Below are 21,449 nucleotides of genomic sequence, written 5' to 3'. Positions count from 1 at the left end.
AGAAACTGCGACTTCTGCTGTCAAGGATAATGGTGATTCAACCACATAAGGAGCCCGCATGAGCATTATCACGTCCCTGATATCCCACGCCGACAACGCCGCGCAGCGCGAAAAGATGGCCTGCCTGTTAACCCGCTTATTCAACGGCGATATCGATCCGGCAGAGGTATTTACGCCCGATTACCAGCAGTTTACGGACGGTCACGCGCTTGACTACCGGGGTTTTGTCCAGCATCTGAGCCACGTCAGCTCACAGATCCGCGCAATCGCCTTTACCGTGGTGGAGATAGCCTGTCATGACGAACTTCTGGCTGACCGGCATATCGTGACGGTCACGTATCCTGATGGTCGTCAGGCAGAGATCGAGGTTTACCTGTTTGCCGCGCTGCGTGAAGGGAAAATCTGGCGGATCCATGAAGTCACGCGAGCACTCAGCGGCGATGCTGCAGATCGCACGCTGGCACACGCGACAGAATAACCTTACTCCGCCGGGCGCGGTGCGGCACTGTTATACACCCCAACGTAACGCGCAAATTTCCCGAGAAACACGCCGGCAAACACGCCGCCGGAGACGATCGCCAGCGCGCTCATGGCGGGCTGCTGCATCGTCTGGGGAGAGACCGCGCTCATCACGCCCAGCACATACTTCACGCCGAACGCCAGCATCATAAACGGCAGCGCGGTGTAGTCTGCCTGGCGGTAAAGGGTGCGCGGCGCATCTGCGCGGGTGATAACCGCCTGCTTAATCAGGATATACCCCAGCGCGGCCCCGGCGAGGATCCCCGCCGTCCACAATGCGACAGTCCCGGGCGTCAGCTTGCGGTAGATCACCAGATCGTAGATATCCCAGATTAGAAATATTGCCGGAATGATGGCAAGCCTCTCCAGCGTAACGGTGGCAGGCCTTCGGGCTTTAATGCCGCGAGAGATAAGGAAGATAAACAGCACCCACACCCAGGCGGGCGTGTGCGTAACGACACCGAACAGAAATTCAAACATGGAGATCTCCATGGACGATCGCGGCCCGTGCCGCCTGAACGCGTATTGCGCATAACGGCAGGAAAACCATTATGCGCAGGTCTTTTACAGCGATTTTTTCAGGCGTTGAACCGCTTCCTTCAGCTCTTCATCCGTTGGCGTGACAAACGACATACGCAGCGTTGAATGGTCTGGCTCATTGCAGTAGAAAAATTCGCCCGGCACAAATACTACGCCGTTACTTAACGTTTTTTCCAGCCAGCGGGTGGTATTACTACCATTTTTCATATTCGCCCACAGGAACATGCCGCCCTTCGGCTTGTGGAACGACATCACATCGCCCAGCTCGGCCTCCAGCTCGGTTGCGAACGTCTGGTATTTCTGGCGATAGGCTTCGCGGATCGTTTTAATCTGATCGGGCAGGCGACCGGTTTTCAGGTATTCATACGTCATCAACTGCGACAGCGTGCTGGTGTGCAGGTCGGTGGTTTGCTTGAGGTTGACTACTGCGCGCTTCAGCCATTCCGGCACCAGCACCCAGCCCACGCGGGTTCCTGGAGCGAGAATTTTGGAGAAAGTCGAGGTATACACCACGTTCTCTTCGTTGCCGATATCTTTGGCATGGGCAATTAACGGGCGGAAAACTTCATCGGTATAATTAATTTCGCTGTACGGATCGTCTTCAATAATGACGAAGTCATAGCGCTTCGATAATTCCACCAGCTGTTTGCGGCGCGCCTCAGAAAGGGTTACCCCGCCAGGGTTGCCAAACGTCGGAACAATATAGACCGCTTTGATGGTTTTATTTGCCGCCAGCGCTTCAAGCTCGTCGACCTTCATGCCGTCGCCATCGGTGCCAACGGATTCAAAATTCGCCTGCGCCAGGCCAAATACCTGCAGCGCAGCAAGATAGGTTGGACGCTCAACCACAACGGTATCGCCCGGGTTAATTAATGCACGCGCCAGCACGTCGAGGGACTGCTGTGAACCGGAGGTCACGAGCACATCATCCGCCTTGCAGCGGATCCCGCGCCCTTCGCAGATGCGCTGAATTTCTTCCCGCAGCCCCGGTACGCCTTCGGTCAGACCGTACTGAAAGGCCTCACCAAAATGCTGTGATAATACGGCATCAGCGGCAATTTTCAGCCCTTCGTGATCGAACAAGGCCGGGTTAGGAATCCCCCCACCCAGCGAAATGACGCCGGCCATTTTGCTATGTTTTAACAATTCACGGATGGCAGATGATTGCAGGCCCTGCGCGCTGCTGGCGAGTTTATTCACAGACATTCTTTGCATACCTTCTTTTTTTATAGTGTGCCCAATCTTAGCAGAATATGGGCGATAAATTCCGTTAGCTTAGGGAGAGGTCGTAAATCCTGACGCCACAGCAAATGCACGGGTCTCGGCGCCGGAATATACGCCTCCAGCACCCGCACCAGCCTGCCGCTTTCCAGATCTTCCGCCACCAGCACTTCCGGCTGCAGCAGCAGTCCCGCCCCGGCTCTGGCGGCCATCCGCAGCCCGTAACCGTCGTTGCATCTTAAGACCGCATCCCGCTTCCAGCGCACCTCGCCCTCGACGCCCGGCAGCCGCCACTCGTTGCGCGCGGTCCACACGCTGTGGGATAAGCAGAGATGATCCACCAGATCGGCAGGGGTTTGCGGCGTACCGTAGTGCGCAAGGTAGTCCGGCGCGGCGCAGATCACCATCCGGTAAGGGCAGAGGTATTTCGCCACCAGATCGTCGTTGTGAATGTCGCCAATGCGAATGGCCAGATCGATACCCTCCTCCACCAGATCCACCATCCGGTTGGTGAGATCCAGCTCGATGCGCACCTCCGGGTAGCGTTGTAAAAAAGAGGCCGTAAGCGGCGCGATCGCGCTGCCGCCAAACGAGGTGGGTGCGGTCACGCGCAGGGTGCCGGACGGCGCGGCGCGCAGGCGTTCCACGGCGCTTTCGGCGATCGCGACCTGCTCCAGCACCCGCTTCGCCTCGTCGAAATAGACCCGCCCGGCGTCGGTCAGGCTCTGGCGCCGCGTGTTACGCTCCAGCAGGCGGGTACCGAGCTGTGATTCCAGCAGCGCAACGTATTTCCCCACCATTACCGCCGACATCTCCAGCCGTGCCGCCGCGCCGGTAAAGCTGCCGCTTTCAACCACGGCAATAAAGGTCTCCATGCTGCGAAGCTTATCCATATTCCAAACTCCTGGTTAGCAATCTTCTAACTTTAGCCCAGTTTATCTCCATTTTTATTTATTAAAGAATGGAGGCTCACAACATAAGGAGTCGGCTATGAAAATCGTCATTATTGGTGCCAGCGGTACGGTCGGTCGTGCGGTAACGGAAGAGCTGAGTCGTCGCCACGAGGTCATCCGCGTCGGCCGCACGCAGGGCGACGAGCAGGTGGATATCACCTCGCAGGCGAGCGTCCAGGCGCTGTTTGAGAAAATCGGCCCGGTGGATGCGATTGTCTCCGCCAGCGGTGGCCTTTACTTTGGCCCGCTCGCGACCATGAAGGACAGCGACTTCAACCAGGGCCTGCAGGACAAGCTGCTCGGGCAGGTGCGCCTGGCGTTGACCGGCCAGCATTATCTGAACGAGGGCGGCTCGATTACGCTGATAAGCGGCATCGTGGCGCACGAGCCGATTGCCCAGGGCGTGAATGCCACCACGGTGAATGCGGCGCTGGAAGGGTTTGTCCGCGCCGCAGCCTGCGAGCTGCCGCGCGGGATCCGCATCAACCTGATTAGCCCGACGGTACTCACCGAATCCGTCGATACCTACGACGGCTTCTTCCCGGGCTTTGAGAGCGTTCCCGCCGCGACCGTGGCGCAGGCCTATCGCCGCAGCGTGGAAGGCGTGCAGAGCGGGCGGGTGTATAAGGTGGGTTACTGAGCCTTACGGGCGGCGATCAGCACCAGCATCGGGCGCTCCGCCTCTTCGGCCAGCGCGGGCCAGGCGTCAATCTGCGCCTGCGCTGGCCCCCACTCGTTGACGTCGCTTATCGTTAATCCGGCCCCGATCAGCGCGTTAAGCGTGGTGCCGAGCGTGCGGTGGTATTTAACCACCCCGTCCGCCAGCCAGTTGCTGACGCGTTTGCCTTCATCCTGATAATGGTTCACGCCCCAGAACCGCTCTCCGTTATCGTCGGTCAGCCAGCCCTGACGGGTGGCGCAGGTGTAGATCGGGTGCTCCATTGAGAACACCAGGCTGCCGCCGGGCTTGAGCGCGCGCTGAACCCTGGCGAATAGCGTATCCAGTTCCGGCAGGTAGTGCAGCGCCAGCGAGATGTAGACCAGATCGAGGCTGTTCTCGTGAAGCTTAAGAGATTCCAGATCGCTACGCTGATAGTGAATCTGTGGGTCAGCGGTAAGCTCCGCCGCGCGGGCGAGCATCTTTTCTGAGATATCGACCCCCGTGACGTCAGCAGCGCCCAGCTCGCGGGCCGCGCGGCAGAACCAGCCGTAGCCGCAGCCGAGATCGACAACCGATTTGCCGGTTAAATCCGGCAGCATACTTTTTAGCGCGGGCCACTCCGGCGCGCCGTCCAGACCCTGCACCGAGCGTGGAAGCCGGGCGTAGCCTTCAAAAAACGCCGGATTGTCGTAGATATTTTGTGCCATGGCAGATCCCTCTTTAAGAATGTGCATAGCAGTATACTGCATTGTCGGGTGGCGGCTTCGCCTTACCCGACCTACGGAAGTGCGGCCTGATGCCCCCACCCCAACCCTCTCCCACAGGGAGAGGGAGAAATGCACCTCACCCCAACCCTCTCCTACAGGGAGAGGGAGAAATGCACGTCAACCCACCGAGCCCCAGACAAGGTTGCCCTTATGGAACGTCGCGGTGCGCGGTGAAATGCGCGCCACGGCCTCGGCGGAGCAGGAGGCATCCACCAGCACAAAGCTGGCGTCGTCCTGCGCTTTCGGCCACACGCGCTCGCCTTTGTCATTCAGCGGCAGCACGTCGCCGGTGGCAATACCGAGCGCGCGGGAGAGCGTCTGCTCGTTCGGGCGGATGTAGAGCTGAGCGTAAAGATTCGCTTTTTCCAGCATGTCCCCCAGACCGTACGGCGACCAGTGATCGATCACGCTGTCGGTCCCCGTCATCACGAACACCCCCTTCTCACGCAGCTGCTTCAGCGGCATATGCAGGGTGCCAATCGGCACGGTGGAGGCGATGGTCACCCGCTGCGCCGCCATGCGGGTGGCGATCTCATCCACCTGCTGCTCGTTGAGCGTCGCCAGCGCGAAGGCGTGGCTGATGGTCAGCTTGCTCTTCAGCTCCGGCGTTTTCTCCACGGTCTCGACCATGTAATTCACCGCCGCCACGCCCGCCGGGCTGGTTTCGTGCAGGTGGATATCCACCCCTTTGTCGTAGTCCAGCGCAATCTGGAACATGGTGTCGAGGGATTTCTCCATCGCGCCGTCGACGTTGGTAGGATCCAGCCCGCCCACGTAGTGCGCCCCAGCCTGCATCGCCTCGCGCATCAGTTTTTCTGAGTTTGACAGCAGCAGCCCGTGCTGCGGAAAAGCGACGATTTCGCAGTCAAAGCCGGGCTTACGGCGCGATAAAACCGCCTGCAGGTTTTCCAGATTCTTCAGGCCGGAGGTCGGCTCGATATTGCAGTGGCTGCGGGCGATGGTGGAGCCTTTCGACTGGATCAGATCGATCAGCTTTTCCGCGCGCTCCTGGGTGTAGGGCTGTAGCTCCGGCAGCAGCTTCTGCTCAAGGCGGATCATGTCCTGAATCGTGGTGCCCGCGGGGCGGTTCAGGGAGCGCCACGGACCGCCGTAAAAGGTTTTATCCAGGTGAATGTGCATGTCGCGCATCGCCGGGAGCATCAGCTTGCCGCCCGCATCGTAGTGCGGCAGCGTGGCGTCGGCGTGGCGCTTGTTATCGCGCAGGGCGACGATCTTCCCGTCGTTAATTTCCAGCGTTTTCAGCTCGGTGCGGGTGCTCGTCGCCACACCGCCGTCGACGTTGAACCCGGCCTCCAGCAGCACGTTGTCCAGATAGTAATGTTTCGCGGTGATGCTCATCGGTTTGCCCGTCTCGCAGGTTGGCTTCGCGGAGTCAGCAGCATACGCGACGGATCCGGTGGCGCCAAACAGCGCGCAGGCGGTGACCATTTTGCCGCTCTGGCTAATAAACTCGCGGCGGCTTTTGTTTTCACTCATCTTATCTTCCTTCATTAACAATATGGGTGCCGGTTTCCCCGCGCAGCGCCGCGGGCAGGCTGTCCGGCGAGGTGATAATCACGCGCCTGCCGCCGTGGTGTAAAAATTCCAGCGAGGCGACGATTTTGGGGAGCATGCTGCCCGCCGGGAAGTGGCCCTCTTCCCTGTAGCGCGTCATCTGCGCCACGCTGACGGTGTCCAGCGCCTGCTGGTTCGGCTTGCCGAAGTTGATGCACACCTTCTCCACGCCGGTGGTGATCGCCAGCACATCGGCGCCGATCTCGCGTGCCAGCAGCGCGGTGGAGAGATCTTTATCAATCACCGCATCGACGCTCTGGTAGTCGCCCTGCTCGCTGCGAATCACGGGGATCCCCCCGCCGCCCGCGCCGATCACCACAAAGCCTTTTTGCGTCAGCGTTTTGATGGCGTCGGCCTCAACGATGCGCAGCGGCTGCGGTGAAGCCACCACGCGACGGTAGCCACGGCCTGAATCCTCGACAAAATGCCAGTCCGGGTGTGCCTGCTGCAGCTCGTCGCGCTGCGCCTCGGTGAAGAACGCACCGATAGGTTTCGTCGGGTGCGTAAAGCCCGGATCGTTTTTATCCACCTCCACCTGCGTGACGACCGTGACCGCTTTTTGCTCCCCGCGCGCGGCCAGGCGGTTGTTGAGCGCCTGCTGGATCAGGTAGCCAATCCCGCCCTGGGTGTCCGCCACGCAGTTTGCCAGCGGGGTTAGCGGCAGCCCTTCCCGCTCGTGGGCGATTTCGGCGCGGCGCAGATCCAGCCCCACCTGGGGGCCGTTGCCGTGGGTGAGCACGATGTCATAGTCGGATGCCAGCATTTCCAGCACCGACTCTGCCACCGCTTTCACCGCCTGCGCCTGGTGTTCAATCGACTGGCTGGCGTTGTCTTTGATAATGCTGTTGCCGCCGATGGCGACGACCATAAGCTCTTTCATTTTGTGTCCTTTAGAAGGTGCGTTCTGGTGCCCTCACCCCGGCCCTCTCCCACAGGGAGAGGGGGAGTAACAGAGAAATCCAGCACATGCTTCACCACAAACATGCCGCCCATCATCAGATACGCGGTGACGAACATCAGCGAACTGCCCTCGGCAAAGCCCACCACCGGGGCATGGATCACGCCAAACAGCGCCAGCAGCGCCCCGACGGCGGCCGCAACGGCTCCGCGCAGCGGCTTGTTGATGATGGCGAAAATGGCGATACAGCCCCACAGCATGCTGGCGAGCGGCGCGCCGTTGCCGAGATGCACCAGGCCTTCGTAGTAAATTCCTTTGCTGTGCAGCACGTCGGTGCCGATCTTCGCCGCGCTGGTGCCCGCCGCCCCCATCACGCTGTTCATCATCGTCAGCGCCCAGTTGGCGATCCACGGGAACAGGCAGATGAAGATCACCGGCACCTCCACTTTGGGCGTTTCCCTTACCACCTGGTTGGCGGTAACAACACCGATAAACACCAGAATCGGCACGATGGCGGTCATCGGAATAATGGCGAGCATAAACGCCCCCAGCCCGAACAGCGGCACGATGAACATAGTCACGCCGGAGGCCAGCGTATAGCCGATGCTCGCGCCCATCGCTTTCCAGCCAGGGTGGCCAACGTAGACCGTCACCGGGAACGGGTTCCCCATCAGGCAGCCGAGCATCGACGCCAGACCGTTCGCCAGCATCACCTTACGCGTCGGGTACGCATCTCCCGCCGCGTGGGCGCTTTCGATGTTCTCCAGGTCAAAGATGTAGTTCGCCAGCCCCAGCGGTACGGCAGAGGCCAGATACGGCAGCGCGTGCGGCAGGCCCTGCATGAAGCTGTCCACGTGCACTTCCGGCGGGTTAAAGCCGAAGGATGACATGGACGCTTTAATCGCTTCCGGGCTTTGCAGGCCGGAGATCCACGCCAGTGCCGTACCGGCAACCAACAGCAGCAGACCGGTCGGGATACGGGCGAAAATCGGCTTTTTACCGAACCAGTTGATGAAGATCAGCAGCAGCACGATGAACGACACGGTCGGCGCTTCGAACGCCTGCAGCATCGGGTTCATCGCCAGCAGCAGCAGGCCCAAACCGGAGAGGCACGACAGCAGCACGGTACGCGGGATCATCTTGCGGATGGTTTCCCCCAGGAACGAACCGCCCGCGAGGATCATCGCCTCCACGAAGCACCACACGAGGCCAATCTGGATCGCGAAGTCCGCATCGCCGGTCTGCTGATACACCGGCATCAGCACCAGGAAAGTCACGGTAAAAATCGACGGCGCGCTCGGGCCGGACGGCAGCGCGGTCACATCCGTACGCCCGGTGGCGCGCGCCATCTGCATGCCGAACCAGGCGTAGCAAATACTCGCGACCAGCACCGCCAGCCCGAAGGCCGGCGCGATGCGTCCATAAACAATCTCCTTCGGGATGCCGACGACAAAAATGAGCAGCCCCATCATGGTCAGCAAATTGGTCAGGTTATTGGTCATCAACCCGAAATACGCCGCCCAGTCACCTCTTTTCCACTCCAGCTTCATGTTTTTCATGGATGCATGCCTTATAAAAAGTAGCGATCGCGGAAGGTCAACAGCGCCTTTTCAAAACAGCTAAACGGCGGGTGAACGATGCCCGCCCCAATCATGCCGATGCCCGCCTCTTTATGAGCAATGGCGGTGTTAATCACCGGCAGAATGCCGCTGCCCGCGACTTTGGTGATGTCGATAGCGGTCGGAATGCCCATAAACGAGAGCAGCGGAATGGTGACGTTCGGGTTTTCGCCGAGGGTGATTTCGCGCATCTGGCGGGAAAAGTCGATGGCTTCCTCCACCGTGCCGCCCACCAGCGCAACGATTGCCGGGGCCGTCGCCATCGCAAAGCCGCCAATGCCGTAGGTTTCGGTGATGGCGCTGTCGCCGATGTCCAGCCCGGAGTCTTCCGGCTTATAGCCCGCGAACATCGGGCCAATTACCTGCTGCGCCGGGCCGGTGAACCACTGCCCCGGCAGGCCGGAAACGCGCAGGCCGAACTCGTATCCGTTACGCGCCATGGTGGTGACGACGGTGCTGTACTCAATGCCGTGAGCGGCGTCCAGCGCGGCCTTACACATCGCCATCCACGTCGGGCCGGAGAAGTAGTCGCTGCTGGCGACGAACTCGAACACCTCGCGCTGCTGCTCCACCGGGTAGCCCGCCTGAATCAGCCCCGGCGTCAGCGCCTGGATCAGCAGCGTGGTGCCCGCGTTGTTGCGGTTGTGGCACTCGTCGCCCATGTGCAGCGCCTGGGCCAGCATCAGGCGCAGGTCGATTTCGCCGACGATCTTCATCGCGTCGCGCAGCATCGGGCCGAGCACGTCGCGCATCCAGTTCAGGCGGTCGATCACGCTCTGGTCGTTGGCGCCCATGCGCAGGATCTTCGCCATCTGCTCGCTGAGGTTGGTGAACGCGCGGTTGCCGTAGGTTTTGTTCTCCACGATGTGCATAAACATCGACGCGGAGGTGACGCCCGCCATCGAGCCCACGCAGTCGTGCTCGTGGCACGGCGAGAAGGTAATTTCTCCGGAGGCAGCGAGCCTTGCCGCATCGTCCAGATCTTTCGCCAGCCCTTCAAACACCAGCGCCCCGGTGACCGCCCCCTTCATCGCCCCGCACATGTTCTCCCAGGCGACAGGCGGACCGGCGTGCAGAATGGTGGTGCGGGTCATGCCCGGCACAACGTTAATGGCCTGGTCATAGCCCACCAGCACCGGATGAGACTGAATAATGCGCTCAAGGGCGATTTGGTTAGCGGCGGCGATTTTCTCCGCCAGCGGTTTTTCCGCCAGCCGATCGAGCGCTTCAACGACCTGCATATTGCCCCGCCCCGGCGGCGTCCAGTCGAGCTGGGTGACGGGAACGTGCTGTTTTTTGAGATCGTCGCTGAACATCGCAATGCCGACGTTAATCACGTTCAGCGGCTGGTTGAATAAGGTCGTCATTATGCTTTCTCCCCTTTGCAGACAAATTCGCGTGCCAGTAATCCGGTGTTGGTGCTGCTGCTGGCCCAGATGACGCCTGCGTCGGTCAGCAGCTGGCACTGCTGCGCCAGCGACTGCGGATCCTGGTCGGTGCCGAGCACGTAGCCGAGAATTTCCAGCGGACGGTTATCGGCCTTCGCGATGGCCTGCGCCTCTTTAATGGCGTCGATCATTACGCCGACCGGATCCTCGTGCGCGCCGAAGCCCAGCACGAAGTCCATCACAATTACCCCGACTTCCGGGTCGCGGGCTTCCTGCAGCAGGCGGCTGATGCGGTTGGTCGGGTCGATCATCGGGTGCGGCTTGCCGTTGGTGAAATCGTCGTCGCCAAAGTCGAGGAAGGTATGGGCTTTACTGACGCTTATGTCGCTCAGGCGCTTAGCCGGATCCGGCTGGATGTTGCTGTAGACGTCGTCGAATTTCGCAAGCGCCGCGAACATCGCCTCGTCGCACAGGGTGCCGCCGCAGAACAGGCCGCGAATGTACTTCTGCTGCCGGGTCAGGCGGGCGCGCACCTCTTCAATCAATGGCCAGTTGAGCGGATGCAGATCGAGGGACTCTTTCTTGATGCCGGTGAGCAGGACCGCCTTCAGGGCCGCCTCTTTGGTGCCGCGCGCAAACTGCAGGCCGTCTTCATCGGCGGGCGGTTCGCTGCGGCCGAGGAAACAAACAACCACGGGCTTGCGGCAGGCGCGCGCGCGGGCCAGCACTTTTTCCGCTACGGCTGGCGCTGGCGGCTTGGAGATCAGCGCGATAACCAGGGTGTCCTCGTCGGCTTCCAGCATGTCGATGGCGTCGAGCATCATCAGGCCGCCAATTTTCTCGCTGAGATCGCGCCCGCCGGTGCCGATCAGCTGCGACACGCCGCCGCCGAATTCGTGAATGCGCACGCTCAGCTCCTGGCTGCCGGTGCCGGATGCGCCTACGATGCCAATCGGTCCGCGGCGCACCGCGTTGGCGAAGCACAATCCCGCGCCGTTGATGATGGCGGTGCCGCAGTCCGGCCCCATCATCAGCAGCCCTTTCTTATGCGCCAGCTGCTTCAGCGCCAGCTCGTCGTCGAGCGACACGTTATCGGAAAACAGCATCACGTTAAGATCGTTTTCCAGCGCCTGGCGCGCTTCGCGGGCGGCGAAGGTGCCGTTGACGGAAATCACCGCGAGGTTGCTCTCCGGCCGATGGGTTTTGGCGCTGGCAATCGTGGCGTAGCGCGCTTCATGGGCGCCGCCGCTCTCTTTACGTGTGAACAGCGCTTCGATGGCCGCCAGCGTTTCATCATTCGCCGCGTCGCCTTTAATTACGATCATCAGGTCGCCGTTTTTGGCTTCCGCTAATTCCGGCGTTAATAGCCCGAGGTTTTTTAATACGCCTTTGTTCATTTCCGTCGCCATCGCGACAAACGCCTGCTCGACGCCCGGTAATTTATTGGCTTTGGTGGAAACGGACATTAATGAGACGGAGTCAAAATAGGTGTTCTTTTTTATGACGATTTTTGTGGGCATTATTTTCTCCTGAACGCGGATAAAAGGGGGCCGCCGTCGTGCAAAATGCACGTCGGTAAAAATGCTTTTTAAATTAACGGCCAGCCGGACGCGGCTGACCGAATGCGTTATGCGCCCGCCGCCAGCAGCAGGTCAGCTATTGCATCGAAGCCTTTTTCCCGCGCCAGCTCGAGCGGAGTTTTACCGTATTTATCGGTCATGTGCGGGTTCGCGCCGTGATCCAGCAGCAGCTTCACGATCTCCTGCTGCTTTGCGCCGCCGTCGTTGAGCACGATCGCTTCCAGCAGCGGCGTCCAGCCAACAAAGTTGGTGTGGTTGACGTTGATATCCGTTTTCTCCAGCAGCTCGCGCACGATCTCCACGTGCCCTTTTTCGCTGGCAGGGGTAATGCCCACGCCGCCAAAGCGCGTCAGGCGATCGAGATCCGGATTTGCAGGAAGGACAAGGCGCAGCAGGGTGATATCGTTGGTCAGGCAGCTAATCAGGAAAGGGTTAAAGCAGGTCTGATCCTGTTTATCAATATCCGCCCCGGCGGCAATTAATAACGCCACGCAGTCATAATGTTTTTTCAGGCTGGCAATAATAATGGCGGTTCTTTTCTGTCGATTGGTGGCGTTAATATCCACGCCTTTCTCCAGACAGGCTTTTAGCGCATCGCTATTGCCCTCTTCTGCCGCCAGCAGAAATTCAGTAACGAGTTCGTTCGCAGACATATTCAGACTCCCGATGTTTTTATTTCTGTTGACCTGAGAATAGCAACAGCCTGGTCATAAAAGAATCCGCTTAAAAATGATTCATCGACAGTCAATTCATTGTTGAGGTAAATTCAATAAACTGGTTAAAACGTGCGTCTGTGCAATCTTTTTCTTATGTTTCTCCGCTTTTTAGCGCTTCTGGCTGCATTATGCTTATGCCTGACGAAGCCTTACTGCGTGCGGCTTTCGACAAAGAGTCAGAACTGTGATCGGCTTCAAATGCGTTGTAACGACGCTGTTAAAATATGTTCAAAACTGATGGCTGAAGAGAGTGAGATATGAATTCCATCTTTACCGAGGAAAACCTGCTGGCCTTTACTACCGCCGCACGCTTCGGCAGCTTCAGCAAAGCCGCCGCCGAACTGGGCGTGACGACATCTGCCATCAGCTACACCATCAAGCGCATGGAGACCGGGCTGGACGTGGTGCTGTTCGTCCGCAGCACGCGCAGCATCGAGCTGACCGAGTCCGGGTTTTACTTTTACCGTAAGGCCACCGACCTGCTGAACGACTTTCACGCCATCAAGCGCGGGATTGATACCATTTCTCAGGGCATTGAGGCGCGGGTGCGCATCTGTATCAACCAGCTTTTGTATACCCCACGCCACACGGCGCGGCTGCTGCAGGTGCTGAAAAAGCAGTTTCCCACCTGTCAGATCACCGTGACCACCGAGGTCTACAACGGCGTCTGGGACTCCATCATCAACAACCAGGCCAACATCGCGATTGGCGCGCCGGACACGCTGCTGGACGGCGGCGGGATTGATTACACCGAGATCGGCGCCATTCGCTGGGTGTTTGCCATCGCGCCGGAACACCCGCTGGCATTCACCCCGGAACCAATAGCGGAAAGCCAGCTGCGCCTGTATCCCAACATCATGGTGGAAGATACCGCGCACACCATTAACAAAAAGGTTGGCTGGCTGCTGCACGGGCAGGAGGCGATTCTGGTCCCGGACTTTAACACCAAATGTCAGTGTCAGATCCTGGGCGAAGGGATTGGCTTTTTGCCGGAATACATGGTCCGCGAGGCGGTAGACGCGGGGCTGCTGGTCACCCGACGGATTAACAACCCGCGTCAGGACTCGCGCATGCTGCTCGCCACGCAGCATGCCGCAACCGGCCAGGTCACGCGGTGGATCAAGCAGCAGTTTGGTCCGGCGGGGGTGCTGACCGATATCTATAGCGATTTACTGTGGCGCGCCTAGCTTTTGCTCTGTACCCAAAACGCGTGAATGAGGCCGGGGAAGTAGCCCAGCAGCGTCAGAAGAATGTTGATAATAAACGCCCAGCCAAATCCTTTACCCAACAGCACGCCCAGCGGCGGTATGAGGATCGTAAAAACAATACGCCAAAATCCCATATAAACACTCCGTTCAATCTAATCCATTGAAAATAATCAAGAGAACGCTGTAAGCATAGCCAGTTTATTCGTCTGTACCAGTTCCGGGCCTCGCGTTTACCCTCTTTTACGCTTTTGACGCTGGTTTAATGCATCGGATTAGTTTAGCATTCACTTAATTAAGAAAACCCTAAACTATTATGACCGAACTAGAACAGCTTCAGGCCAGCGCCGGGCAGGCCGCCACACTTTTAAAAGCGATGAGCAACCCGCGTCGGCTGCTGATCCTCTGCACCCTGTGCGGAGCGCCCGGCACCAGCGCGGGGGAGCTTGCGCGAGCCACGGGGCTAAGTCCTTCCGCCACGTCGCAGCATCTGGCGCGCATGCGTGAGGAAGGGCTTATCGACAGCACCCGCGACGCGCAGCGCATTCTCTATTCCATTAAAAACGATGCGGTACATCAGCTTATCAGCACCCTGAAAACCCTTTATTGTCCGTAAGGAGCCGCCATGTCACTTCCTCTTATTTCACCGCGCCAGGCCAATGCCCGGGTCGCTGAAGGCGCAAAACTGATTGATATTCGTGATGCCGACGAGTACGCCCGCGAGCATATTCCCGCCGCGCGGTCCGTGCCGCTGGATACCTTACCCGGCGCACTTAACGCGCAGGCGGGCGATACGGTGATTTTTCACTGCCAGTCCGGCACCCGGACGTCGGGGAATGCCGACCGCCTTGCTCAGGCCGCCGCGCCCGCAGAGGCATTTGTGGTCGAAGGGGGCATTCAGGGCTGGAAGCTGGCGGGGCTGCCAACCGTTGAAGACAAATCCCAGCCGCTGCCGCTGATGCGTCAGGTGCAAATTGCCGCCGGGCTGTTGATACTCTGCGGCGTGGTGCTGGGCTATAGCGTCTCCAGCGGCTTTTTCCTGCTCAGCGGTTTTGTCGGAGCCGGGCTGCTGTTCGCCGGTGTGACGGGCTTTTGCGGTATGGCGCGACTGCTCAAGGTGATGCCATGGAATCGGCGTACCTCATAAGCAGTAATCGGTGAATTACGCTGTACCCGGCGTCATGCGTGGGCTAAGGTGAAGATCGCTAAAACGATGAGGAGGTAATATGTTTTCTGTCGGTGATTATGTGCAACCGCGTAAAGGCGGCCCGAAACTGAAAGTGCTCGAAGTGAACGGTGACAGCATTGTGGCGGTCCAGGCCAGCAATGAGCAAGGCGAGAAATATACGCTGAAAGCCGCCGACGTGGCGCCTTATACCGAAGAAGGCGATTTCGGCGTCTGCTGAACAGTCAGCCGGGCGGCGTGTTCCGCCCGGCTCATCCGTTAGATCAGAAAATCATCCAGTGATTTACCGTCTGCCAGCGCGCTGGCGATAGGCTTCGGCGTGCGGCCCTGGCCGGTCCACGTTTTCTCTTCGCCGTTCTGGTCAATAAAGCGATATTTTGCTTCACGCGGCTTACGCTTTTTCGCTGGTTTACCCGCCTGCGCCAGTTCAGAACCCAGCAGGTCAGTCGGGGAAATACCATCGGCTTTCATCCGCTCCAGCAGGGCATTAATTTTTTCCTGCTGCTCAGCACGCTGCTGCTCTAATTCCGTCAGCTCGCTGCGTTTCTCTTCAGTAACGACCCTGACCTTTTCCAGCATTTCCTCAAGAACGTCCAGGGATAATTCACGCGCCATAGCGCGCAGGGTTCGGATATTATTAAGATTCTGTAACGTCAAAGACATATTATTTGAAAACCTTTTCTTTGGGGGATAAATAGATAAATCGCCGACAGAATAATTCATTTGAGTTGAAATATCTACCCAAGGGTCCGTACGGACATCAGCGTTAATATATTTAGAACTCACTGTTAATAATAGCGCAAGGCGCTGACAGGACACCGGTGAATCCAATCACCACATTAATATAAATAGCCAACTTTAATCCAAACCGCAGCATACTCCACCGCTATCAGGTGGGGATTCCTGCTTCTCGCCACCCACAAAAACAAGCTGTTGATTTTAATATGAAAAATATCAAACGAGACAGATTATAACGATCGGAACAAAAAACGAACAACTTTAGAGAATTTTGTGGACAAAAGGCGATTAAATAAAAATTAATCACTAGTTGTTAGTTCAAACACAGAGATATACGCTATACACGTCAAACAAACCAACCTAAAGCACTAACCGCTGAAGGAAAATCGTTTCTTTTGTGTTCTTCTCAAGGAGTTCAGACATGTTCTCGCCGCAATCTCGCCTGCGCCACGCGGTGGCGGATACCTTCGCGATGGTTGTTTACTGTTCCGTCGTGAACATGCTGATCGAAATATTCCTCTCCGGAATGTCCTTCGAGCAGTCGCTTTCTTCTCGTCTGGTGGCGATCCCGGTCAATACTATTATTGCATGGCCTTATGGTTTATACCGCGATGCGGTAATGCGCTTCGCGCGTCGTATCAGTCCTGCAGGCTGGGTGAAAAACCTGGCGGACGTTCTGGCGTATGTGACGTTCCAGTCGCCGGTTTACGTAGCCATTCTCCTGACAGTCGGTGCAGACTGGCACCAGATCGCTGCGGCGGTGAGTTCGAATATTGTTATTTCGATGTTGATGGGAGCCGTTTACGGCTATTTCCTCGACTACTGTCGCCGCCTGTTTAAGGTCAGCCAGTACAGCCAGGCAAAAGCGTGATGTGAAGCGACTGGCGCACGCCAGTCGCGGATTTACTGTACGTCGCCAAACAGTCCCTTCAAAAATCGCTCCAGCGCCATACGCGAACTGAAACCGTGCGGAATACCATAATGCTCATGCCGTTCACCGCCTAAATAGAGCGGAAATTGCTGATAATGATCGCAGGTTTTAATATCCGAGGCAGGCTCAGCAAATGACAGACTTCTGTCTTTCAGCGTCGGGTGAATAATGAGAGCGGTACGTCCCATTCTTGCTTCGCGATTAACATAAACATAATTCTCGCCGCGGCGATATCCATACGCTTTTGGCGTCACCTCATCCATGGTGAATCCCTCTTTTTCAAGAACGCGTGCCACCTCGTCAGGTCGTAAATACATATCTTTTCCTCGTTATCTTTTCCTGCCCGGCAACCTTACAGTATTCAGCAATAGCAGGGCTTTCAGAATAGTCCATAAACTGCCGGATAACGCGTGAGGCGCTTCAGATATTAAATTTCTGAACTAAACTGAACGGGAACACAAAATTACGGAGGATCGTATGTTTAACAGACCGAACCGAAACGATATTAACGACGACGCTCAGGATATTCGTAATGATGTCAGCCAATTAGCGGACACGCTGGAAGAGGTGCTGAAGTCCTGGGGAAGTGACGCGAAGGACGAAGCGGATGCCGCAAAGCGTAAGGCTCAGTCTCTGCTCCGTGAAACCCGCGCCCGTATGAACGGACGTTCACGCGCCACGCAGGCTGCCTGCGACATGGCAAGCTGTGCTACGATCTTCGTGCGTGAAAAACCGCTATGTACTCTGGGAACCGTCGCGGCGGTCGGCATCTTCGTCGGTGCCCTGCTCAGCCTGCGTAAATAATCCCGCGTATTCTGCCCCGGTAGCCTCAGGCGCCGGGGCATTTTTATGCCCGTTAGCCTGAAAAACCCGTACAGCCTGCCCTGCCCCGCTGTGCTCATCACAGGGGCGATATCAATCTAAATTTCCCATATCTTGTATGGTTGAAACTTAAGACATCTACATCTAGTATTCCTTTAGCAAGATACACACAACCCGACGCGATGATTCGCGCCGTACCCTCATTTTAAATGGAAATACGAATCATGAGCATTATTATTTACACTCGTAACGATTGTGTTCAGTGCCACGCGACCAAACGGGCAATGGAAAGCCGTGGCGTGGCGTTTGAAATGGTGAATGTTGACCAGGTCCCCGAGGCCGCAGATACCCTGCGCAAGCAGGGTTTTCGTCAGCTTCCGGTGGTGGTCGCCGGGGAAACAAGCTGGTCTGGCTTCCGCCCGGACATGATTAACCGCCTGAGCGCTCAGGCCGCCCGGGCATGAGTGGGCTGGTTTTCTTCTCCAGCAGCTCGGAAAACACGCTCCGCTTTATTGAGCGCGTCGGGCTGCCTGCGGTGCGCATTCCGCTGAACGAGCGGGAGCGGATCCGGGTAGAGGAACCTTACATTCTGGTGGTGCCCAGCTATGGCGGCGGCGGTACGGCAGGAGCCGTGCCTCGCCAGGTGATCCGCTTTCTGAACGATCCTCATAACCGCGGGCTAATCCGCGGAGTGATCGCGGCGGGGAATCGCAATTTCGGCGATGCCTTTGGCCGCGCCGGGGATGTCATTTCTCAAAAATGCGGCGTGCCGTATCTCTATCGTTTTGAGCTGATGGGGACACAGCAGGACGTCGAAAACGTGCGTAAAGGAGTGAACGAATTTTGGCAACGACAACCGCAGAACGGGTGATTCAGGCGACACCGGATTACCACGCATTAAACGCCATGCTTAACCTCTACGATCGGGAGGGGCGCATTCAGTTCGATAAAGATCGTGAGGCGGTGGACGCCTTTTTTGCCACCCACGTGCGGCCCAACAGCGTGACGTTTGCAAGCCAGAATGAACGTCTCGACTATCTGGTTAACGAGGGCTACTACGACGCGCGCATGCTCACCCGCTACGACCGCGCCTTTGTGGTGAAGCTGTTTGAGCGCGCCCACGCCAGCGGCTTTCGTTTCCAGACCTTCCTCGGCGCGTGGAAGTATTACACCAGCTACACCCTGAAAACCTTTGACGGTAAACGCTACTTAGAGAGCTTTGAAGATCGCGTGGCGATGGTGGCGCTGACCCTGGCGCAGGGTGATGAAGCGCTGGCGGAACAGCTCGCCGACGAGATCCTTTCCGGACGCTTCCAGCCCGCCACGCCGACCTTCCTCAACTGCGGCAAAGCCCAGCGCGGCGAGCTGGTCTCCTGCTTCCTGCTGCGTATCGAAGACAATATGGAGTCGATTGGCCGCGCGGTGAACTCGGCGCTGCAGCTTTCCAAACGCGGCGGCGGCGTGGCGTTTCTGCTCTCGAACCTGCGTGAAGCGGGCGCGCCGATCAAGCGCATCGAAAACCAGTCCTCCGGCGTGATCCCGGTGATGAAGATGCTGGAAGATGCCTTCTCCTATGCCAACCAGCTTGGCGCGCGTCAGGGCGCGGGCGCGGTTTACCTGCACGCGCACCACCCGGACATTCTGCGTTTTCTCGATACCAAGCGCGAAAACGCCGACGAAAAAATTCGCATCAAAACCCTGTCGCTCGGCGTGGTGATCCCGGATATCACCTTTAAGCTGGCCAAAGAGAATGCCGAGATGGCGCTCTTCTCGCCGTACGACATCGAGCGTATTTACGGCAAAGCGTTTGGCGACGTGGCCATCAGCGAACTTTATGACGAACTGGTGGCCGACGATCGCATTCGCAAAAAAACCATCAACGCCCGCGATTTCTTCCAGCGGCTGGCGGAGATCCAGTTTGAGTCCGGCTATCCGTACATCATGTTTGAGGATACGGTGAACCGCGCGAACCCGATTGCCGGGCGTATCAACATGAGCAACCTGTGCTCGGAGATTTTGCAGGTCAACAGCGCGTCAGCCTACGACGAGAACCTGGACTACGCGGACATCGGCAAGGATATCTCCTGCAACCTCGGGTCGCTGAATATTGCCCACACCATGGATTCCCCCGACTTTGGCCGCACGGTGGATACCGCCATCCGCGGGCTGACGGCGGTATCGGACATGAGCCACATCCGCAGCGTGCCGTCTGTAGAAGCAGGCAACGCCGCGTCGCACGCCATTGGTCTGGGGCAGATGAACTTGCACGGCTATCTGGCGCGGGAAGGCATCGCCTACGGCAGTCCGGAAGGGCTGGATTTCACCAACCTCTATTTCTACACCATTACCTGGCACGCGCTGCACACCTCGATGATGCTGGCGCGCGAGCGCAACCAGCGGTTCGCGGGCTTTGAGCAGTCCCGCTACGCCAGCGGGGAATATTTCAGCCAGTACCTCGAAGGCGACTGGCAGCCGAAAACCGAAAAAGTACGCGAACTGTTTGCCCGAGCGGGGATTACCCTGCCGACGCGAGAGATGTGGCAGCAGCTGCGAGACGAGGTGATGCGCTACGGCATTTATAACCAGAACCTGCAGGCCGTCCCGCCGACCGGATCGATTTCGTACATCAACCACGCCACGTCGAGCATTCACCCGATCGTATCGAAAATTGAAATTCGAAAGGAAGGCAAAACCGGGCGCGTTTACTACCCTGCCCCGTTTATGACCAATGAGAACCTGGCGCTGTATCAGGACGCGTATGAGATCGGCCCGGAGAAAATCATCGATACCTACGCGGAGGCGACAAAACATGTGGATCAGGGGCTGTCGCTGACGCTGTTCTTCCCGGACACCGCCACCACGCGGGATATCAACAGAGCGCAAATCTACGCCTGGAAGAAAGGCATCAAAACGCTCTACTACATTCGCCTGCGCCAGCTTGCGCTGGAAGGCACCGAAATCGAAGGCTGCGTGTCCTGCGCGCTGTAAGGAGAAAGGATGAAACTGTCACGCGTGAGTGCCGTTAACTGGAACAAAATCCAGGACGATAAAGACCTGGAGGTATGGAACCGCCTGACCAGCAACTTCTGGCTGCCGGAAAAGGTTCCGCTCTCCAACGATATTCCGGCCTGGCAAACGCTCGGCCACGCCGAACAGCAGCTGACGATCCGCGTCTTTACTGGCCTGACGCTGCTGGACACCATTCAGAATACCGTCGGTGCACCGGCTCTGATGAGCGACGCGCTGACGCCGCACGAAGAGGCGGTGATGTCGAACATCAGCTTTATGGAGGCGGTGCATGCCCGCTCCTACAGCTCTATTTTCTCGACCCTGTGCCAGACCAAAGACGTGGACGCGGCCTACGCCTGGAGTGAAGAGAGCGAGTCACTACAGAGAAAGGCGGAGCTGGTTCTGGAATATTACCGCGCCGACGAGCCGCTGAAGAAGAAGATCGCCAGCGTGTTCCTGGAATCTTTTCTCTTCTATTCCGGCTTCTGGCTGCCCATGTACTGGTCGAGCCGGGGCAAGCTCACCAACACCGCCGATTTGATTCGGCTCATCATTCGCGATGAAGCGGTGCACGGGTATTACATTGGCTATAAGTATCAGAAAGGGCTGGAGAAAATCAGCGAGGCGAAGCGCGAGGAGCTTAAAGGCTTTGCGCTCGATTTGCTGATGGATCTGTACGACAACGAGCTGAGCTATACGGAGGAACTCTACGCCGGCACCGGCTGGGAGGACGACGTGAAGGCCTTCCTCTGCTACAACGCCAACAAGGCGCTGATGAACCTGGGCTACGACGCGCTTTTCCCGCCGGAGATGGCGGAGGTGAACCCGGCGATTCTGGCCGCGCTGTCGCCCAATGCCGACGAAAACCACGATTTCTTCTCGGGATCTGGCTCATCGTATGTGATGGGCAAAGCGGTGGAAACCGAGGATGAAGACTGGGATTTTTAATGAACGCTAACGTTCGTTAATTTAATATAATCCCAACAATTCCCTCTCCAATATTTAAAAAACAACTACACTGTAATTTCCACGTCATATTCGCCTGAATGATTCCGGTTCAGGCGAAATTTCCCGATGCAGCAGCAAAAAATTGAGAAAAATTCAAACCGCCCTCAGCCCTT

General features: G+C 57.8%; 25 protein-coding genes. 12 read left to right on the top strand and 13 right to left on the bottom strand.

Annotated elements, in window-relative coordinates:
* The first annotated feature begins 58 nt into the window (after positions 1-58).
* The gene (locus tag FOY96_RS04685; protein ID WP_033146342.1) at positions 59-478 is read left to right on the top strand and encodes a nuclear transport factor 2 family protein; all 420 of its coding nucleotides are present in this window, start codon (positions 59-61) and stop codon (positions 476-478) included.
* Between the two features lie 2 nt (positions 479-480).
* Here FOY96_RS04685 and FOY96_RS04680 read toward each other — a convergent pair whose 3' ends face one another.
* The 3 genes from FOY96_RS04680 to FOY96_RS04670 all read right to left on the bottom strand — a co-directional run bounded on the left by FOY96_RS04680 (position 481) and on the right by FOY96_RS04670 (position 3,173).
* Positions 481-999, bottom strand: a complete 519-nt coding sequence (locus FOY96_RS04680; RefSeq protein ID WP_143346577.1) for a DUF6622 family protein — start codon at positions 997-999, stop codon at positions 481-483.
* An 84-nt stretch (positions 1,000-1,083) separates the two neighbouring features.
* Entirely contained in the window at positions 1,084-2,265 is a 1,182-nt protein-coding gene (locus FOY96_RS04675) for an aminotransferase-like domain-containing protein (protein ID WP_143346576.1), read from the bottom strand.
* Between the two features lie 20 nt (positions 2,266-2,285).
* On the bottom strand, positions 2,286-3,173 hold the full coding sequence (locus tag FOY96_RS04670; protein ID WP_143346575.1) for a LysR family transcriptional regulator: 888 nt from the start codon (positions 3,171-3,173) through the stop codon (positions 2,286-2,288).
* Between the two features lie 97 nt (positions 3,174-3,270).
* Between FOY96_RS04670 and FOY96_RS04665 the strand changes: the two genes are divergently transcribed.
* Positions 3,271-3,873, top strand: a complete 603-nt coding sequence (locus FOY96_RS04665) for a short chain dehydrogenase (protein WP_143346574.1) — start codon at positions 3,271-3,273, stop codon at positions 3,871-3,873.
* Here FOY96_RS04665 and FOY96_RS04660 read toward each other — a convergent pair.
* The 7 genes from FOY96_RS04660 to FOY96_RS04630 form a co-directional block, all read right to left on the bottom strand.
* Positions 3,867-4,601: a class I SAM-dependent methyltransferase gene (locus FOY96_RS04660; RefSeq protein ID WP_143346573.1), complete on the bottom strand. Its 735-nt coding sequence runs from the start codon at positions 4,599-4,601 to the stop codon at positions 3,867-3,869. The genes FOY96_RS04665 and FOY96_RS04660 overlap by 7 nt on opposite strands.
* 177 nt (positions 4,602-4,778) lie before the next feature.
* Positions 4,779-6,158, bottom strand: a complete 1,380-nt coding sequence (locus FOY96_RS04655; protein WP_143346572.1) for an amidohydrolase family protein — start codon at positions 6,156-6,158, stop codon at positions 4,779-4,781.
* A gap of 1 nt (position 6,159) precedes the next feature.
* The gene (locus FOY96_RS04650; RefSeq protein WP_047059377.1) at positions 6,160-7,116 is read right to left on the bottom strand and encodes a carbamate kinase family protein; all 957 of its coding nucleotides are present in this window, start codon (positions 7,114-7,116) and stop codon (positions 6,160-6,162) included.
* Positions 7,113-8,693, bottom strand: a complete 1,581-nt coding sequence (locus FOY96_RS04645) for a xanthine permease (RefSeq protein ID WP_094935690.1) — start codon at positions 8,691-8,693, stop codon at positions 7,113-7,115. The genes FOY96_RS04650 and FOY96_RS04645 overlap by 4 nt, the downstream gene beginning before the upstream one ends.
* An 11-nt stretch (positions 8,694-8,704) precedes the next feature.
* Positions 8,705-10,120, bottom strand: coding sequence for a YlbE family protein (locus FOY96_RS04640; RefSeq protein ID WP_172620504.1), 1,416 nt, complete (start codon positions 10,118-10,120; stop codon positions 8,705-8,707).
* Positions 10,120-11,661 (bottom strand): acyl-CoA synthetase FdrA, encoded by a 1,542-nt coding sequence (fdrA, locus tag FOY96_RS04635; protein WP_143346571.1) that lies wholly within the window; start codon positions 11,659-11,661, stop codon positions 10,120-10,122. Before fdrA ends, FOY96_RS04640 begins: the two co-directional genes overlap by 1 nt.
* A 107-nt stretch (positions 11,662-11,768) precedes the next feature.
* A complete protein-coding gene (locus FOY96_RS04630) occupies positions 11,769-12,374 on the bottom strand; it encodes an ankyrin repeat domain-containing protein (RefSeq protein ID WP_143346570.1) in 606 nt (201 codons plus the stop codon).
* Positions 12,375-12,694: 320 nt separating this feature from the next.
* On the opposite strand from FOY96_RS04630, the gene FOY96_RS04625 reads away from it, so the two are divergent.
* Positions 12,695-13,624: a LysR substrate-binding domain-containing protein gene (locus FOY96_RS04625; RefSeq protein WP_033146353.1), complete on the top strand. Its 930-nt coding sequence runs from the start codon at positions 12,695-12,697 to the stop codon at positions 13,622-13,624.
* Here the strand turns inward: FOY96_RS04625 and FOY96_RS04620 are convergent.
* On the bottom strand, positions 13,621-13,779 hold the full coding sequence (locus FOY96_RS04620) for a YqaE/Pmp3 family membrane protein (protein ID WP_023308917.1): 159 nt from the start codon (positions 13,777-13,779) through the stop codon (positions 13,621-13,623). The genes FOY96_RS04625 and FOY96_RS04620 overlap by 4 nt on opposite strands.
* Positions 13,780-13,958: 179 nt before the next feature.
* Here FOY96_RS04620 and FOY96_RS04615 point away from each other — a divergent pair, with 179 nt between their 5' ends.
* The 3 genes from FOY96_RS04615 (at position 13,959) to FOY96_RS04605 (ending at position 15,048) form a co-directional block, all read left to right on the top strand.
* Positions 13,959-14,258 (top strand): ArsR/SmtB family transcription factor, encoded by a 300-nt coding sequence (locus FOY96_RS04615; RefSeq protein ID WP_029742056.1) that lies wholly within the window; start codon positions 13,959-13,961, stop codon positions 14,256-14,258.
* Between the two features lie 9 nt (positions 14,259-14,267).
* On the top strand, positions 14,268-14,789 hold the full coding sequence (locus tag FOY96_RS04610) for a rhodanese family protein (protein ID WP_143346569.1): 522 nt from the start codon (positions 14,268-14,270) through the stop codon (positions 14,787-14,789).
* Between the two features lie 79 nt (positions 14,790-14,868).
* Positions 14,869-15,048 (top strand): YodC family protein, encoded by a 180-nt coding sequence (locus FOY96_RS04605; RefSeq protein WP_023308920.1) that lies wholly within the window; start codon positions 14,869-14,871, stop codon positions 15,046-15,048.
* Between the two features lie 38 nt (positions 15,049-15,086).
* On the opposite strand, the gene stpA is transcribed toward FOY96_RS04605, so the two are convergent.
* Positions 15,087-15,491, bottom strand: coding sequence for a DNA-binding protein StpA (gene stpA / locus FOY96_RS04600; protein ID WP_033146355.1), 405 nt, complete (start codon positions 15,489-15,491; stop codon positions 15,087-15,089).
* A 496-nt stretch (positions 15,492-15,987) separates the two neighbouring features.
* Here stpA and alaE point away from each other — a divergent pair, with 496 nt between their 5' ends.
* Complete coding sequence (gene alaE / locus FOY96_RS04595; protein ID WP_143346568.1) at positions 15,988-16,437, top strand: L-alanine exporter AlaE; 450 nt, start codon at positions 15,988-15,990, stop codon at positions 16,435-16,437.
* Between the two features lie 32 nt (positions 16,438-16,469).
* Here alaE and FOY96_RS04590 read toward each other — a convergent pair whose 3' ends face one another.
* Complete coding sequence (locus tag FOY96_RS04590) at positions 16,470-16,814, bottom strand: DUF2002 family protein (RefSeq protein WP_023308923.1); 345 nt, start codon at positions 16,812-16,814, stop codon at positions 16,470-16,472.
* Between the two features lie 160 nt (positions 16,815-16,974).
* On the opposite strand from FOY96_RS04590, the gene FOY96_RS04585 reads away from it, so the two are divergent.
* The 5 genes from FOY96_RS04585 to nrdF all read left to right on the top strand — a co-directional run bounded on the left by FOY96_RS04585 (position 16,975) and on the right by nrdF (position 21,276).
* The gene (locus FOY96_RS04585) at positions 16,975-17,301 is read left to right on the top strand and encodes an ElaB/YgaM/YqjD family protein (protein WP_143346567.1); all 327 of its coding nucleotides are present in this window, start codon (positions 16,975-16,977) and stop codon (positions 17,299-17,301) included.
* Between the two features lie 242 nt (positions 17,302-17,543).
* On the top strand, positions 17,544-17,783 hold the full coding sequence (nrdH, locus tag FOY96_RS04580) for a glutaredoxin-like protein NrdH (protein WP_045889183.1): 240 nt from the start codon (positions 17,544-17,546) through the stop codon (positions 17,781-17,783).
* Positions 17,780-18,190, top strand: coding sequence for a class Ib ribonucleoside-diphosphate reductase assembly flavoprotein NrdI (gene nrdI / locus FOY96_RS04575; RefSeq protein WP_021241965.1), 411 nt, complete (start codon positions 17,780-17,782; stop codon positions 18,188-18,190). The genes nrdH and nrdI overlap by 4 nt, the downstream gene beginning before the upstream one ends.
* Entirely contained in the window at positions 18,163-20,307 is a 2,145-nt protein-coding gene (gene nrdE, locus FOY96_RS04570) for a class 1b ribonucleoside-diphosphate reductase subunit alpha (RefSeq protein ID WP_143346566.1), read from the top strand. The genes nrdI and nrdE overlap by 28 nt, the downstream gene beginning before the upstream one ends.
* A 9-nt stretch (positions 20,308-20,316) precedes the next feature.
* Positions 20,317-21,276 (top strand): class 1b ribonucleoside-diphosphate reductase subunit beta, encoded by a 960-nt coding sequence (gene nrdF / locus FOY96_RS04565; RefSeq protein ID WP_048979798.1) that lies wholly within the window; start codon positions 20,317-20,319, stop codon positions 21,274-21,276.
* Positions 21,277-21,449 lie beyond the last annotated feature (173 nt).

The sequence above is a fragment of the Enterobacter asburiae genome, from assembly GCF_007035645.1.
GTDB lineage: Bacteria > Pseudomonadota > Gammaproteobacteria > Enterobacterales > Enterobacteriaceae > Enterobacter > Enterobacter asburiae_B.
This window is presented reverse-complemented; position numbering and strand designations above follow the sequence as displayed.